The following is a 15,919-nucleotide window of genomic DNA, read 5'->3' on the forward strand; positions in this document are numbered from 1 at the left end:
TTTGAGAAGAAGGTTGTTCGTAAAGAGACGCGGGCTTATGAGAAGAGGCTCCAGAAGGAGCTCAACATAGATCGGGAAAAGAATGGGAAGAAACCATTCCCGCCGGAAAAGTTTGAAAAGGAAGAGTACAAGGAGATTAAGGAGTCGACAACAGACTCGGAAAGCGGTTATTACGTTAAAGATGAACGGACAAAGCAGTTCGCTTATTCTTTTCACGCTGCCACGGGCGAAAAGGGGTTAGTACTCGCAAACATCGTCACACCAGGGAATGTCCACGACAGTAATTTGCTTGAACCATTAGTCCAGAAGATCATCGAGCAAGAGGACGTCAAGTCGTCGTTGCCGCTGATGCAGCTTACAAAACACCAGCCATTGCCAATTTCCTTTTAGAAAATCAGATGCTTCCTGCTCTTCCATACAAACGACCAATGACAAAAGAAGGGTTCTTTAGAAAACATGAGTATGTCTATGACGAGCATTTCGACTGCTATCTCTGTCCGGAAGGACAGGTTCTTACATACCGAACAACCACGAAGGAAGGATACCGTCAATATGCTTCGACTCCTTCCATTTGTGCCTCGTGTCCTGTGATTAGCCAGTGTACAGAGAGTAAGAATCACCAAAAGATGATTCAACGTCATATTTGGCAAGGCTATTTGGACGTTGCTGAAGATTTGCGACACAATCATGAAATCAAAGAAATATATGGAAAACGCAAAGAGACGATCGAACGTGTCTTTGCCGATGCAAAAGAAAAGCATGGCATGCGATGGACAACCCTCAGGGGACTTAAAAAAATGTCCATGCAGGCGATCTGACTTTTGCTGCTTTAAATCTGAAGAAGCTGGCCAGTTGGACATGGAGGACGTCGGCTGTAAGCATAGCTTGAATGATGCCGATGTCTCAAGGGAGGGACATCCAGTTGATTGAAGTGCAGAGCGGCGACTCCTGGGGGATCAGCGAACGCCGTTACGAAGAACGGCGTTTGCGAGCAAAAGCGAAGCGTTGCGAGCAGGAATGGCAGCACGGATGCCTTAATTTCTGCATAGTTCGCAGAAATACGGCAAAGCGAACCCTTCGCTGTTCGCTTGGCTGAGGGCAAGCCCCCGGGAAAGCGTCCGCTCGGAACGGAAATCAACGTCGCGTCAGTCTAACGTTTTTGTGTCAATGCGCTAATATGACAAAAGGGATGAAAATCAATTCGATTTTCATCCCTTTTGTCTACAGTCTGAGAACCTGCCCACTTCTGGCAGGTTCTTTTTCAACATACCTATTATTCTTCTTCAGGTGTACGGACAACCAGTACGTCGCAAGCCGAGGAGCGGACAATGCTTTCTGAAACGCTGCCGATCAGGAAGCGCTCCACCTTGTTCAAGCCGGTTGCGCCGCAAATGATTAGATCCGCGCCAAGTTTTTTCGAAAGGTCGCGAGAAATCATCGTTTTCGGTGAACCATATTCAACAACGATGTTTACATTATGCAAACCGGCGGCTTCTGCCTCTTGCTTGTATTCCGTAAGCAGCTCCTCCGCAAATTTCTGGGCTCGTTCTGCGATGGATCGATCGTATGCTTCGACTGCCGCATAGGAACGTGTATCGATGATGTTCACCAAGTTCAACGTCGCGTCATTTCGCTCCGCGATGCCCATTGCCTTTTTAAACGCCCATCTTGACTCCTTTGATCCATCCACAGCTACGATAATTTGATCGTATTTTAATACCATTCCAATCACTCCATCCAGTAGATTTATATTTACATTTACTAAGTTCGATGAAAATCGGAAAAATCCTTTCTTTTTCAAATAAAATCAATGTCGTACTGCCGGAATTTGGCGGAAATGTGACAGCCCTTATAAATTATATTCCCTCTTTATTTCTATAAAAAACATGAAGTGGATTTGAATCCTTCGGCAGAAAATTTGTTTATTATTTATATAGAGCAAATTCTTTTAATTTCTGATAGAATTGTTAGTACATTGGTCTTGTCGAAATGTCGATTTGTGGCCAACTAATTTTCTTATATTTAGGAGGATCAGAAATGCGTATTGGGATTCCAAAAGAAGTGAAGAATAATGAAAATCGGGTGGCAATGACACCTGCTGGCGCATTCAACTTGAAGTCTGCGGGACATGATGTGCTGATCGAAACAGGTGCGGGCCTTGGGTCTAGCTTTACTGATGAGGATTATATCGAAGCAGGCGCGATAATCGTAGCGACTGCGAAAGAAGCATGGGATGCAGATATGGTTATGAAAGTAAAAGAACCGCTTGCTTCCGAGTATGGTTATTTCCGCGAAGGGCTTATCCTATTTACATATTTACACCTTGCCCCTGAATTGGAATTGACAAAAGCCATGCTTGATAACAAAGTCGTCGGCATCGCCTATGAAACTGTGCAAGTGAATAATTCTTTACCGCTGTTGGCTCCGATGAGCGAAGTTGCAGGCCGTATGGCGACGCAAATCGGTGCGCAATATCTTGAAAAGATCAACGGAGGAAAAGGAATTCTTCTTTCGGGAGTCCCAGGTGTTTCGCGCGGGCACGTAACTGTGATCGGCGGTGGGCAAGCTGGAACGAACGCAGCGAAAATTGCAGTTGGCATGGGTGCGAAGGTAACTGTGCTTGATTTGTCAGTAGACCGACTTCGCCAGTTGGATGAAATGTTCGGCGACTCCATCCAAACGCTTGTTTCAAACCCATTCAATATCGCAGAATCGGTCAAGGATTCCGATCTTGTTATCGGCTGTGTATTGATCCCAGGTGCTAAAGCGCCGAAATTGGTTTCCGAAGAGATGGTACAATCGATGAAGCCGGGCTCGGTTCTCGTCGACATCGCAATCGACCAAGGCGGTATTTTCGAAACATCCGACCGCGTGACGACTCATGATAATCCTACTTATGAGAAACACGGAGTTGTCCACTATGCAGTTGCGAACATGCCTGGAGCTGTTCCGCGGACTTCGACAATGGCATTGACGAACGTTACTGTTCCATATGCATTGCAAATTGCAAACAAAGGCTACAAGCAAGCTTGCTTGGACAACGCTGCATTGCAAAAAGGCATCAACACATTGGAAGGTCATGTAACATACAAAGCTGTTGCAGACGCGCAAGGCTTAGAGTATGTACCTGCAGAAACACTATTAAGCAAATAATGAAAACGCTGTCCGAAACAAAATCGGACAGCGTTTTTTTCGGCTAGACTTCGGGCGCCAGAAACTCGGGTCATAAGTCAAAGTTGCACTGTGGCAAAAAGCGCCACGCCGCATCTTCGTCTTATGCCTGAGGCCGGCAGGATGGTCATGCAGTCGTTGCCAATCGAACTGCGAAGGGTTCAATTGGCCGTATTTCTGTGTATTTTGCAGAAATTAAAGCGCTATCAGGACGCGGCGCACTTGGACTGCGAATCTTTGCTAGGCAGGCGCCCTTCACTTTTGTACTATTTTATGGCTTGATGATCTGAAGTTCTTTCGGGAATTTTGTAAGAACTTCAACACCATCAGAAGTAACGACTACATCATCTTCAATTCGTACCCCTGTAATTTCCGGGTGATAAATTCCCGGTTCGACAGTGAAGACCATGCCTTCTTCCAATTCCATCTCATTTGTACCTGTAACTGAAGGGAATTCATGAACAGAAATGCCAAGCCCATGGCCGAGACGATGTGTGAAATATTCACCGTAGCCTGCCTCTGTAATGACATCCCTTGCTGCTTTATCCAAGTCACGTGCTTTCACGCCGGGACGGATCATGTCAATTGCCGTCTGTTCTGCTTTTTTGACCGTTTCATAAATCTCTCGCTGTTTTTCGGAAGGTTCGCCGAATGCGACAGTTCTTGTGATGTCTGAACAATATCCTTCGTATACGACACCGAGGTCGAACAGGATGAAATCACCCTTCTGGATTTTCCGTTCTCCCGGCGTACCGTGTGGGGAAGCGGTTTTCGGTCCGGATAATACCATCGTATCGAATGCCATTTTTTCTGCGCCTTTTTTCTTCATCTCAAATTCGATAGCCATGAGGATTTCGAGCTCTGATTTGCCTTCCGCGATTTCCTTGCAGCCAACTTCGACGGCATAATCCGCCAATGCTGCCGCTTTGCGCATTTTCACAAGCTCTTCCTCACTTTTGATGTTTCTCATCTTGTTTAATTGCTCATCGAGACGCGGGAAAGCAGCACCTTCGAATAACTGTTCCATACGCTCCAGCCGTTCCACCGTCAAATGCGATTTTTCGATGGCGATATTTTTCAATGAAACGCCTCTTTTTTGTGCTGCGGAAGCAAGCACTACCCATGCATCTTCCGTATCCTGGTGGCCGACAGCTTCAAATGTCCATCCAGATGCCTTCAAGTCAGGCACTTCCATTAGCGGACAGATGACGAATGGCTCCGCTTCCTTGAAAATCATGACGCCTAGTAGCCTTTCGTGCGGTTCACTCCGGAATCCCGAAACGTAAAAAACATTATCCGGTGTTGTAATGAAAGCGGCATCCAGATCATTTTTCTGCAAGTAGTCTTTGATCTCGTTTACTTTATCCAAACCTATCCCTCCTATATCAACACAATATATATAATATCAAAAAAGAGGGTTTTCCGGTTAAATAACGAAGTGTGTATGTATGAACAGATTTGGAGGGATTTGCAAATGAAGATTTCTTATCATGGACATTCTGTCGTGAAGGTTGAAACTGAAGGGAAAACAGTATTATTTGATCCGTTCATTACTGGAAATGAACTGACTGACTTGGAAGCGTCGGAACAGAATCCAGATGTGATCCTGCTGACTCATGGACATAACGATCATGTCGGAGATACATTTGACATAGCCAAGCGATGCAATCCACTTATTGTCGCGCCGAATGAATTGGCGGTCTACTTGGGCTGGCAAAATTTGAATGCCCACGGGATGAACATTGGCGGCTCTTATACTTTCGATTTCGGTACAGTAAAATATACACAAGCATTCCATAGCTCTTCCTATACAACCGATAAGAATGAAATCATCTATACGGGGATGCCGGCTGGGATATTGTTCACTGCCGAAGGGAAAACTATCTACCATGCCGGAGATACATCCCTTTTCGGGGATATGGCAATCATCGGAAGACGGCATTCGATCGATGTTGCATTTTTGCCGATCGGCGATAATTTCACGATGGGGCCAGAGGATGCTGCAGCTGCAGTTGAATTGCTGAATCCAAAACTTGTTGTTCCAATCCATTACGATACTTTTCCGCCTATCAGGCAAAATCCGGAAACCTTCAAGGATCTTGTCACATCACATGAAGTGAAGATCATGAAGGCCGGAGATGCATTTGAACTGTAAATTCTGTCAACGATCCGGGCAACAACAACGCCCGGATCGTTTTTTCATCTTCCCGGCATTAAGGAAATATCGACCTGAGTCTTCCTGTAAATACTCTTTTGAAGATGTATGATAAAATGGGAGCAGGTAAAAAGAGAAAAAGGTGAAAAGATGTCGACAAAACACGAGCTGATATTACGCTATATCGAAGGATTGGCAGTCGGCGAGAAAATTTCAGTCCGCCAAGTTGCCAAGGCTCTTTCCGTCAGTGAAGGAACGGCATACCGGGCGATAAAAGAAGCTGAAAACCAGAAGCTTGTCAATACGATCGAACGTGTTGGCACAATTCGTATTGAAAAGAAGAAAAAAGAGAATATCGAAAGGCTGACATTCGCTGAAGTCGTCAACATCGTTGACGGGGTCGTTCTTGGGGGACGGGATGGTCTTCATAAAACTTTGACCAAATTCGTCATTGGGGCGATGCAACTTGATGATATGAAGCGGTACATAGATGCAGGAAGCTTGTTGATCGTTGGAAATAGGCCCAAGGCTCACGAGCTCGCGTTAAGTGCAGGAGCGGCAGTTCTCGTCACGGGGGGCTTCGATGTCGCTGATGAAGCGAAGAAACTGGCGAATGAACTGAACTTGCCGATCATTTCATCCAGTTACGATACATTTACGGTTGCAACGATGTTGAACCGGGCGATCTACGACCAGTTGATTGAAAAGGAAATCCTGCTTGTGGAAGATATTTTGACGCCGCTCGCCGAGACAATTACTTTTTCGCCGAAGGACAATGTTGCTTATTTCAACGAAGTGAATCGAAAAACCGCTCATTCAGGGTATCCCGTCGTCGATCGAAACGGCAAATTGATCGGAATTGTCTCATCGCGTGATGCAGTTGGAAAGCTGGGGACGGATCTTATTGAGAAAGTAATGACACAGCACCCGATTACTGCGAATGGTAAATTGAGTGTAGCTTCTGCAGGGCATAGCATGATCTGGGAGGCTATCGACTTGATGCCTGTAGTGAGCGACAGCGGCATTCTGGAGGGAATCATCAGCCGCCAAGATGTCCTTAAAGCATTTCAAATGACGCAACGGCAGCCGCAGCAAGGAGAAAAAATCGATGATATCGTTAAGAATCAAATGAAAGCTGTACCCGATCAGCCGCTGAATGTCGAATTCACTGTCGTCCCTCAAATGACGAACCAATTGGGCTCACTTTCATACGGAGCGTTGACGACATTGTTGACGGACGTCGGAAACCGTGCAATCAAAATGCGAAAAAGGGGAGAAAGTGTTCCCGAGAATATGACGATCTATTTCATTAAACACGTGCAGCTCGGAAGCACTGTCACTGTAGAGCCTAGAATCCTTCATATGAGCAGGAGATTCGTCAAAGTGGACTTCGATCTTTTCTTGGATTCGGAACTAGTCGCCAAAGCGATGGTCATGTACCAGCTTTTCGAAAGATGAGAAGATAGATGGAATGAAAAAACTGATGCGGCAGCCGCATCAGTTTTCGTTCAGTTTCGTTTCTTCGTCGATAAATTGTTTATAATACTTTGTCGCTTTCATGTTAAAGAAAATGATGTAGGCGCCGAATACGATGAAAATACCGGAAACGGCATACGTTGCAAAACCATCGAATAAAAGAAGCTGGTTTATTCCAAAGAAGAAAAGCAGTCCGCCGAGAAATGCTCCGGCTTTGCTTGCGAAATACTTTTTCCGGATTGGGAACACTTGACGTGTTCTGAATTGGCGAGTTTTGAAATAAAAATAGTAGACCCCTGATGCGATAATTAGAAAGACAAGTAAGAAATTGAGTGTTTTCATAAAAAGCCTCCATCAAATAACTCCTTTCATTGTAGCGGCTTTTTTCATGGAATGCGAATAGAAATCATTGATAACCGGAGGAATTGCAAATTGAAACGACAAATCATCGACACAATTGAACAATATGAAACAATCATCATTCACCGTCATGTCCGGCCTGATCCGGATGCATACGGCTCGCAAGTCGGCTTAAAGGAACTGATTAAGGCCAATTATCCTGAAAAGAAAGTGTATGCAGCAGGGGCGCATGATGACATGCTCACTTATTTGGCGGTTCAGGATGAAATAGGGCCAGACGATTATCAAAATGCACTTGTCATCGTTACCGATACCGGTAATACGGAACGTATTGATGCGGAATTCTATAAGGAAGGTGCTTTTCTTATAAAAATCGACCACCACCCGAATGTCGATCCATATGGAGACATGAGATGGGTGGATACTGATGCTAGTTCCACATCCGAAATGATTTATCTCCTTTTTGAGGAGGGGGAAAAGCATTATGGATGGAAGATGTCCGATGCTTGCGCACGTCTGCTATTTGCCGGAATCGTGGGAGATACGGGTCGCTTCCTTTTCCCGAGTGCGACTGTAAGGACGTTCGAGATTGCAAGCGGTTTGATCAAACACAACTTCGACCGGACGAAGCTATTTGCGGAAATGTATGAAGAAGACCGCAGACTGCTCCATTTAAAAGGCTATATGTATCAAAAATTCACGATTGACGAAAACGGAGCGGCTTTCATAAAAATCGATAAAGCGATTTTGGAGCAATTTAACGTAACTGCAAGTGAAACATCTCAACTTGTCGGTTCTCTTGGAGATGTGAAAGGGATTTGCGCATGGGTCATTTTTGTCGAAGAGGACGATCAGATCCGTGTCCGATTCCGTTCAAAGGGGCCGATTATCAATCAACTTGCGGCCGAATATGACGGTGGGGGACATCCGCTCGCTTCCGGGGCTTCTATTTATTCTTGGGAAAAATCGGATGAGATCATTGCAAAATTGAAACAGTTATGTGTTGCAAAGTAACGGTTCGGAGGGATTTTCATTGGTACTTGTCTATCCACAAATAGTGACCGGCGCCGATCTGCTGCGTGGCATCATAAAGCTTGATCAATTGGCCCCACTTCTGCAAAGGAGAGGGGCTAAGTCTGTTGGAATCGTCAATTCGAAGATGTATGGCGTCCGTTCATTTTGCAAAGTGATGGAAAAGTATGGCGTTCGTCCAGTCATCGGGTTATCAATCCGCTTGGAGCTGGATGACGAATCCGATATTCTGCTGTACGCGTACGCGAAAGACGACAAGGGGTACGGTAATCTGCTTAAAATGAGCAGTGCCATCTCCACCAGGGAACAGGAGACACTCCCGTTGAAGTGGCTGCAAGCGTATAGCGAGGGTTGTGTCTTCATTTGTCCGATGACCAATCGTTCATGGAATGATAAACGGGGAACAGAAACAATCCAAACAATCCTGAAAGCTTGCCGGACGGTCTATATCGGCATTTCCCGACCGGGCGGCGTGACGCATCATGCCGAGAATGAAATCTTGATGATTGCAGAACAGATGGAAACGGCCATTACCGCCTACCATGAATCACGATATATTGCAGAAGAGGATGCCTTCGCGTTTGAAGTTGCTACTGCCATCCGATCCGGCTACAAGCTGAATGATCCATCCCGGCCGAAAATGGAAGTTTACGATGCTTATGTTCCTGAAGAGCAAGAATTGCAGCAATGGTTTTCCGATCGTCCGGAATGGATGGAAACAATGGCTGAAATTATGTTGTCATGCAATGCGGAACTGCCTCCAAGTCGCACATTGATGCCTGCTTTTCCGGTTCCGGCAGGGCATACCGCGGCTTCCTTGCTGAAAAAGAATTGCGAGGAAGGGTTGAAACGCCGGCTCGGAACCATCAGTTCGATTCATCATGACCGACTCGGGACAGAGCTTGCGGTCATCGAAAACATGGGTTACTCCGATTATTTCCTCATTGTGGAAGATTTCATGCGTTTTGCAAAGGAGAATGGAATTTTGACAGGACCCGGACGGGGTTCTTCAGCCGGTTCCCTCGTTGCCTACTCTCTTGGCATTACAGATGTCGATCCGATTAGATATGGACTTATTTTCGAACGATTCCTCAATCCAGGAAGAATTACAATGCCTGATATCGACATCGATTTTGCGGACAACCGCCGCTCCGAAGTGATTGAATATGTGGCAAAGAAATATGGGAAAGCGCATGTTGCGCAAATCATTACGTTTGGGACGCTATCATCCAAATCAGTCGCAAGGAACGTAGCACGCGTGTTTGACTTCACAAATGAAGAGATGTCTTTCTTATCTAAGCAAATCAAGGACGGGCATAGTAAAAGGTTGGAAGAGTCCGTAAACAAGTCGAAAGCACTTCAAGACTGGATCGCAATGGATCCTGTCCGTGCCAAATGGTTTCAAGCGGCCAGAACATTAGAGGGGTTGCCTAGGAATGCTTCCACGCATGCCGCGGGCGTCATCCTTTCCCCTATACCGCTAGTCGAAACAGTCCCCCTCCAAAATGGCGGAGACGATGTTTACTTGACCCAATGGGCAATGGGGGACGTGGAAGAAATCGGCTTATTGAAAATGGATTTTCTTGGGTTGCGCAATTTGACGTTAATGGATCGGATTAAATCGATGATTCAATATGATACGGGTAAGACGCTGAATTTCGTAGACATTCCCTTAAACGATGCCAAAACTTTCGATCTTTTCAAGAAAGGCGATACGACAGGAGTTTTTCAATTCGAGTCGGACGGCATGAGGGACGCTTTACGACTTATCAAACCGGATGAATTCAGCGATCTATATGCCATCAACGCGTTATACCGTCCTGGTCCGATGGAGAATATCCCTCTATATAGCAGAAGGAAAAACAATAACGAAAAAATTGAATATTTACATCCGCAACTGGAGCCGATTCTCCGGGAAACAGCTGGAATTATCGTCTATCAAGAGCAAATCATGCAAATAGCTGTACAGATTGCAGGGTTTACGATGGCGGAAGCGGATTTGCTTCGAAGGGCAGTCAGCAAAAAGAAGCGTGAAGTGCTGCGGCAAGAGAGAGAGCATTTCGTAAGAAGCGCGATCCAGCATAACTTCCCTGAACGTTCCGCTAGTGAAATATATGATTTAATCGTCAAGTTTGCAGATTACGGGTTCCCGAAGAGCCATGCAGTGGCCTATTCACTGATTTCCTATCAGTTGGCATACGTCAAAGCGAACACTCCCGCCTATTTTTACGCTGCGCTATTATCGATGGCGACAGGCAATCAAGAGAAAACGATGGAATATATTCACGAAATCAGAGGGAAAGGCATTGAAATCCTTCCCCCATCCATCCAGAAGAGCAAGTACTCCCATGTCGTCGAAAAAGGCGCCATCCGAATCGGTTTAGGGGGGATCAAAGGAATGACGCCATCCTTTTACAATGTCGTGAAAGAAGCGAGGACGCTTGAAGGGTGGAAGACGCTCTTCGACTTTTCTGCCTCGATTGGCGGGCTGCACTTTACTGAAAAAACAATTGTCCCACTTATTAAAGCAGGAGCGCTTGATGACTTTGGAGAAGATCGTTCCGTCCTGCTTGCATCGATTGAAGCTGCTCGCAATCATGCGCAATTCGTCAGTCCCGATGGAGATGACTTACTTCGCGAAATCATCTATTCGGTAGCAAAGCCGAAATATTCGCCAGGCGGATCAATGCCAAGGTTTGCAATGCTTGAATACGAACGGGAGATGCTTGGTTTTTACTTATCCGAACATCCTGCATTGGAAATGAAAAAGACGCTGGAGGAAAAAGTGATGGATCTCGTTGTCGTTCCTGACGCTAAGGAGCGGTCCATGCTCAAAGTCGCGGGAATGATCAGGGAAATTAAACGGATCCGGACAAAAAAGGGCGAAGCGATGGCTTTCCTTACTCTCCAAGACGAAACAGGGGAGCTTTCCTGCACGATCTTTCCACGACAATACGCCGAGAACAACGTCCATATACAAGAGCTTGCAATGGTGCAGATCGTCGGAACAATGGAAAAGCGCAACGGCCAGACACAATTAATCGTTCAGCAGATTACAAGGATTTAAAGAGACATGTAGACGCATGTCTCTTTTTGGCGTTTCTTCATGAATTCCTAAATATCTCTTTACGATGTGAGTACTTTTCTGTATGCTATTAAAAGAAGTGGTCAGACCACTCGGATTATGACATTCCAAGAGGGGCGGCCGTATGCAAAATACAAAACGATCATCAAAGATGTTTCTGGACATCGTCGGTGAACTCAGGCTGATGATCAAGGCGGAAGGCATCAAAGCAGGCGACAAATTACCGTCTGAGCGTGTTTTGGCGGAACGTCTGCAAGTGGGAAGATCAACAGTTCGCGAAGCATTGAGAAGCCTTGAGCTCCTAGGCCTGATTGAAACCCGCCGCGGCGAGGGAACATACCTTGCCGATTTCAAAAAGCACCAGCTTGTTGAAGTGCTATCAACTTTCGTCATGCAACAGCCCAAATCGGCACTGGATGTGACAGATACACGCATCATCCACGAAAAAGCGGCAATTCAAACAATCTGCAAGGATATCCACAAACGCAATTTGCCTGTCTGGCAAGGGCTCCTCATGAAGATAACTGAAGACGGGGAGGTTTTCCGTGAAGATATCATTCGGGAAATGATTGTTGCGACTGACAACCGATTATCATTAAAAATTTGGTTTATACTGAAACAATATAGCAAAGTACCGTACGAGCAGATGACGGATGGAAAAGAAAATGAAATTGTAAGAGCTTTGCTCAATAACTTGATCGAAGGAAGTGTCATGGAAACGATAAATGCCTATGACAAGTGGATTGAACATATCGAGGGGGAAAACGAAGAATGATCCGTGAATTTTTTACAAAAAAGAAGCAGGCAATAACGATACCTTCGGCCGATGCAAAAAACGACGTACCGGAAGGGATCATGACCAAATGTCCTGATTGCAAACAGATCATCTTGACGAAGGATCTGATAAAGACAGCAAAAGTTTGTCCTAAATGCGATCATCACTTTAAAATGACAGCATGGGAGCGTGTCGAATGTCTATTTGACGAAAATACATTCAAATCAATGGACGACCATTTAAAGTCAGAAAACCCATTGAATTTCCCGTCCTATACAGAAAAGATCGCGTCGGATTCAGAGAAGACCGGATTGAACGAAGCAGTTCTTACCGGTATCGGAAAAATCGGAGGAAATGAAGTCGGAGTCGCGATTATGGATTCCCATTTCCGGATGGGCTCAATGGGGTCGGTCGTTGGCGAGAAAATTACACGGGCTGTTGAAAAAGCGACTGAATTACGTATTCCTCTCCTGATTTTTTCTGCTAGTGGAGGGGCTAGGATGCAAGAGGGCATTTTATCTCTAATGCAAATGGCAAAGACAAGCGTTGCGTTAAAGCGCCACTCCGATCAGGGGCTACTCTTCATTTCGATAATGACATACCCTACTACAGGTGGTGTTTCAGCAAGCTTTGCCTCGGTAGGAGATGTTAATATAGCAGAACCTAAAGCATTGATTGGCTTTGCTGGAAGACGGGTTATTGAACAGACAGTTAGGGAGAAGTTGCCAAGTGATTTTCAGACAGCCGAATTTCAATTGGAACATGGTCAATTAGACGCTGTCGTTCATAGGGGAGAAATGAAAGAAACCCTAACTAAAATAATCCGACTTCATGTAAAGGAGGCTAATCTTCATGAGTAAACCATTAGCATTCGAAGAACCAATCATCAAACTGCGTGATAAAATTAATGAACTTGAAGAATTCACCAGCACGTCCGATGTTGATTTAAGCGGCGAAATAGAAAATTTAAAAATGCGACTTAAAAATTTGGAAGAAGAAATATATGGAAACATGGAACCTTGGGATCGTGTACAAGTGGCCAGACATCCGCAACGTCCGACATCGCTAGAATATATCAATGAACTCTTTGAGGATTTTATTGAACTACATGGAGATCGGGTCTTCGGAGATGATGCGGCTGTTGTTGGAGGGATTGCATTATTTGAAAATACCCCAGTAACAATAATTGGTCAGCAACGTGGAAGGGATACGAAAGAAAACGTCAAACGGAATTTTGGAATGCCACATCCGGAAGGTTATCGAAAAGCGCTTCGGCTGATGAAGCAAGCTGAAAAATTTCAACGACCAATAATTTGTCTGATAGATACGAAAGGTGCTTATCCAGGGAAGGCAGCCGAAGAACGAGGGCAAAGTGAGGCGATTGCCCGCAACCTCGTTGAAATGGCTGGTTTGAAAGTACCGGTCATTTCGATTGTCATAGGTGAAGGGGCAAGCGGTGGTGCACTTGCTATTGGGATTGCCAATCATTTTCTTATGCTTGAAAATTCATGGTGTTCAGTCATTTCTCCGGAGGGAGCAGCCTCCATACTTTGGAGGGATGCCTCATTGGCAAAGCAAATGGCGGAGGCTATGAAAATTACAGCTCCACACTTAAAAGAGATGGGGATAATTGACGATATTATACCTGAAGTTATGGGCGGCGCGCATAGGGATTTAAAAAAGCAATCGGAATTTCTCAGGCAATCGATTCGTCAATCATTGGAAAGGTTTAAAGGAATGGATGGAAATAGTTTGGTTGAGGATCGCTACATGAAATATAGAGGCTTAGGAGTATTTTCAGAATAACGAGGTGCGGGCTTTCCCCGCATCTTTTCGTGTTATACGATGTGAATTACAGTACATAGTGAACTAAGGGGTGGTCCATTTGAAAAAGATTGGTGTTTTGACAAGTGGGGGAGACGCGCCTGGCATGAATGCGGCCGTGCGTGCGGTCGTGCGGAAAGCGATCTATGAAGGGTTTGAAGTTGCTGGTGTTTTCAATGGTTACCAAGGTCTCATCCAAGGGAAGATCGAATCGTTGCAGCTCGGTTCGGTTGGTGACATTATCCAACGTGGAGGAACAATGCTCAGATCCGCACGCTCACAGGAATTCATGACTGAAGAAGGACGGGAAAAAGCGATTCGCCAGTTGAAAGCGCATCATATCGATGGGCTTGTCATTGTCGGAGGGGATGGATCATTCAGGGGCGCGTTCGAATTGGTGAAGCTGGGGGTTCCATGTGTTTGTGTTCCTGCGACAATTGACAATGATATTCATGGAACAGAATTTACAATCGGCTTCGATACCGCCCTGAACACGGTCATCGATGCCATCGATAAAATCAGAGATACAGCCACATCACATGAACGCACTTTTATCATTGAAGTGATGGGTCGTGATGCAGGGGATCTAGCGCTTTGGGCTGGACTTGCAGGCGGTGCCGAAACGATTCTAATTCCTGAAGAGGCCTTTAATCTGGATGAAATCATCAGCCGATTAAAAAGCGGTACGGGCCGTGGGAAGAAACATAGTATCATTATCGTAGCGGAAGGTGTCATGTCCGGGTCGGCTTTAGCTGATCTTTTAAAGGAGAAATCTGGAATTGAAACACGGGTTTCCGTCCTGGGGCACATCCAACGCGGGGGTTCGCCGTCAGCGCGGGATCGGGTAATTGCAAGCCAATATGGTGCGAGAGCGGTTGAGGTGTTGAGTGAAGGCCGTGGTGGGGTCGCTATTGGTATGCAAAACCATAAGGTGGTAGACTATGAATTAGAAGTTGTATTTGCACCAAAAGACCATACTTTGGATATGGGGTTATATAAATTATCCAAAGAATTGTCGATCTGATCTACTAACTACATTTGATGAGTACAATACGAAGGGGCGTTTTGTGATGAGAAAGACAAAAATTGTGTGCACAATAGGACCGGCCAGCGAATCACCGGAGCTGCTTGAACAGTTGATTGAGGCGGGTATGAACGTAGCGCGGCTTAACTTTTCACATGGTTCACATGAAGAGCATAAAGCCAGAATCCAATCCATCAGGGAAGCGTCGAAAAAAACAGGTAAAGTTGTCGGAATCCTGCTAGACACGAAAGGTCCTGAAATCCGGACGCATTCCATGAAAAACGGACAAATTGAATTGATCACCGGCCAGCATGTCAATATTTCCATGACAGAGGTGGAGGGGACCGAAGATGTATTTTCTGTTACATACGAAAAACTGATCGAAGATGTGGATAAAGGGTCTGTCATTTTACTGGATGACGGTCTAATCCAACTGGAAGTCGTTAGCAAGGATTATGAAAAAGGGCTGATCCAAACGATTGTTGTCAACTCGGGTACATTGAAAAACAAGAAAGGGGTAAATGTGCCAGGCGTTTCGGTACAGCTCCCTGGAATTACCGAGAAGGACAGAGAAGACATCTTATTTGGAATTCAAGAAGGCGTTGATTTCATCGCTGCCTCTTTTGTGCGCAGAGCTTCTGACGTGATGGAAATACGGGAATTGCTGGAGAAAAACGACGGAGAACAAATTCATATCATCCCTAAGATCGAGAACGGTGAAGGCGTCGACAATTTGGATGAAATCTTGACGGTATCCGATGGTTTAATGGTTGCACGTGGGGATTTGGGTGTGGAAATCCCAGCAGAGGAAGTCCCGCTCGTACAAAAGAAAATGATTGAAAAATGTAATCAAGTTGGCAAACCGGTTATTACAGCAACACAAATGCTCGATTCTATGCAACGAAATCCTCGTCCTACGCGAGCTGAGGCTAGCGACGTTGCAAACGCCATTTTGGACGGTTCGGATGCAATCATGCTTTCAGGGGAAACTGCAGCTGGACTTTACCCGGTTGAATC

General features: G+C 45.5%; 13 protein-coding genes and 1 pseudogene. 11 read left to right on the forward strand and 3 right to left on the reverse strand.

What is annotated here, in order from left to right; translation table 11 throughout:
• Nucleotides 1-889: pseudogene (locus AWV70_RS17550) on the forward strand (transposase); the annotation flags it as partial.
• A 384-nt stretch (nucleotides 890-1,273) separates the two neighbouring features.
• On the opposite strand, the gene AWV70_RS17555 reads toward AWV70_RS17550, so the two are convergent.
• On the reverse strand, nucleotides 1,274-1,723 hold the full coding sequence (locus AWV70_RS17555) for a universal stress protein (protein WP_060209839.1): 450 nt from the start codon (nucleotides 1,721-1,723) through the stop codon (nucleotides 1,274-1,276).
• Between the two features lie 314 nt (nucleotides 1,724-2,037).
• On the opposite strand from AWV70_RS17555, the gene ald reads away from it, so the two are divergent.
• Nucleotides 2,038-3,153, forward strand: a complete 1,116-nt coding sequence (gene ald, locus AWV70_RS17560; RefSeq protein ID WP_060209840.1) for an alanine dehydrogenase — start codon at nucleotides 2,038-2,040, stop codon at nucleotides 3,151-3,153.
• Nucleotides 3,154-3,442: 289 nt separating this feature from the next.
• On the opposite strand, the gene AWV70_RS17565 is transcribed toward ald, so the two are convergent.
• Nucleotides 3,443-4,540 (reverse strand): M24 family metallopeptidase, encoded by a 1,098-nt coding sequence (locus tag AWV70_RS17565; protein ID WP_060209841.1) that lies wholly within the window; start codon nucleotides 4,538-4,540, stop codon nucleotides 3,443-3,445.
• Nucleotides 4,541-4,645: 105 nt separating this feature from the next.
• On the opposite strand from AWV70_RS17565, the gene AWV70_RS17570 reads away from it, so the two are divergent.
• A complete protein-coding gene (locus AWV70_RS17570; RefSeq protein WP_060209842.1) occupies nucleotides 4,646-5,326 on the forward strand; it encodes a metal-dependent hydrolase in 681 nt (226 codons plus the stop codon).
• 150 nt (nucleotides 5,327-5,476) lie between these two features.
• A complete protein-coding gene (locus AWV70_RS17575; protein ID WP_060209899.1) occupies nucleotides 5,477-6,784 on the forward strand; it encodes a DRTGG domain-containing protein in 1,308 nt (435 codons plus the stop codon).
• A 39-nt stretch (nucleotides 6,785-6,823) separates the two neighbouring features.
• On the opposite strand, the gene AWV70_RS17580 is transcribed toward AWV70_RS17575, so the two are convergent.
• A complete protein-coding gene (locus AWV70_RS17580) occupies nucleotides 6,824-7,144 on the reverse strand; it encodes a YtpI family protein (protein ID WP_060209843.1) in 321 nt (106 codons plus the stop codon).
• A gap of 90 nt (nucleotides 7,145-7,234) precedes the next feature.
• Here AWV70_RS17580 and AWV70_RS17585 point away from each other — a divergent pair, with 90 nt between their 5' ends.
• The 7 genes from AWV70_RS17585 to pyk form a co-directional block, all read left to right on the forward strand.
• A complete protein-coding gene (locus AWV70_RS17585; protein ID WP_082713684.1) occupies nucleotides 7,235-8,176 on the forward strand; it encodes a DHH family phosphoesterase in 942 nt (313 codons plus the stop codon).
• A 19-nt stretch (nucleotides 8,177-8,195) separates the two neighbouring features.
• Nucleotides 8,196-11,261, forward strand: coding sequence for a DNA polymerase III subunit alpha (locus AWV70_RS17590; protein ID WP_060209845.1), 3,066 nt, complete (start codon nucleotides 8,196-8,198; stop codon nucleotides 11,259-11,261).
• Between the two features lie 142 nt (nucleotides 11,262-11,403).
• A complete protein-coding gene (locus AWV70_RS17595) occupies nucleotides 11,404-12,054 on the forward strand; it encodes a FadR/GntR family transcriptional regulator (RefSeq protein ID WP_060209846.1) in 651 nt (216 codons plus the stop codon).
• On the forward strand, nucleotides 12,051-12,914 hold the full coding sequence (gene accD, locus AWV70_RS17600) for an acetyl-CoA carboxylase, carboxyltransferase subunit beta (RefSeq protein WP_060209847.1): 864 nt from the start codon (nucleotides 12,051-12,053) through the stop codon (nucleotides 12,912-12,914). Before AWV70_RS17595 ends, accD begins: the two co-directional genes overlap by 4 nt.
• Entirely contained in the window at nucleotides 12,907-13,860 is a 954-nt protein-coding gene (locus AWV70_RS17605; protein ID WP_060209848.1) for an acetyl-CoA carboxylase carboxyltransferase subunit alpha, read from the forward strand. Before accD ends, AWV70_RS17605 begins: the two co-directional genes overlap by 8 nt.
• Nucleotides 13,861-13,939: 79 nt before the next feature.
• Nucleotides 13,940-14,902: a 6-phosphofructokinase gene (pfkA, locus tag AWV70_RS17610; RefSeq protein ID WP_060209849.1), complete on the forward strand. Its 963-nt coding sequence runs from the start codon at nucleotides 13,940-13,942 to the stop codon at nucleotides 14,900-14,902.
• A 46-nt stretch (nucleotides 14,903-14,948) separates the two neighbouring features.
• Nucleotides 14,949-15,919 (forward strand): pyruvate kinase (pyk, locus tag AWV70_RS24820; RefSeq protein WP_235588736.1); only part of this gene is annotated, 971 nt, incomplete at its 3' end.

Source organism: Sporosarcina koreensis, assembly GCF_001531445.1.
GTDB classification, from domain to species: domain Bacteria; phylum Bacillota; class Bacilli; order Bacillales_A; family Planococcaceae; genus Sporosarcina; species Sporosarcina koreensis_C.

What these genes read in the sequence shown, in the direction of transcription:
- AWV70_RS17575 (WP_060209899.1), top strand. Translation starts at nt 5,477, where the DNA reads ATGTCGACAAAACACGAGCTGATATTACGCTATATCGAAGGATTGGCA.
- AWV70_RS17595 (WP_060209846.1), top strand. Translation starts at nt 11,404, where the DNA reads ATGCAAAATACAAAACGATCATCAAAGATGTTTCTGGACATCGTCGGT.
- AWV70_RS17580 (WP_060209843.1), bottom strand. Translation starts at nt 7,144, where the DNA reads ATGAAAACACTCAATTTCTTACTTGTCTTTCTAATTATCGCATCAGGG.
- accD (WP_060209847.1), top strand. Translation starts at nt 12,051, where the DNA reads ATGATCCGTGAATTTTTTACAAAAAAGAAGCAGGCAATAACGATACCT.
- AWV70_RS17605 (WP_060209848.1), top strand. Translation starts at nt 12,907, where the DNA reads ATGAGTAAACCATTAGCATTCGAAGAACCAATCATCAAACTGCGTGAT.
- AWV70_RS17570 (WP_060209842.1), top strand. Translation starts at nt 4,646, where the DNA reads ATGAAGATTTCTTATCATGGACATTCTGTCGTGAAGGTTGAAACTGAA.
- AWV70_RS17555 (WP_060209839.1), bottom strand. Translation starts at nt 1,723, where the DNA reads ATGGTATTAAAATACGATCAAATTATCGTAGCTGTGGATGGATCAAAG.
- ald (WP_060209840.1), top strand. Translation starts at nt 2,038, where the DNA reads ATGCGTATTGGGATTCCAAAAGAAGTGAAGAATAATGAAAATCGGGTG.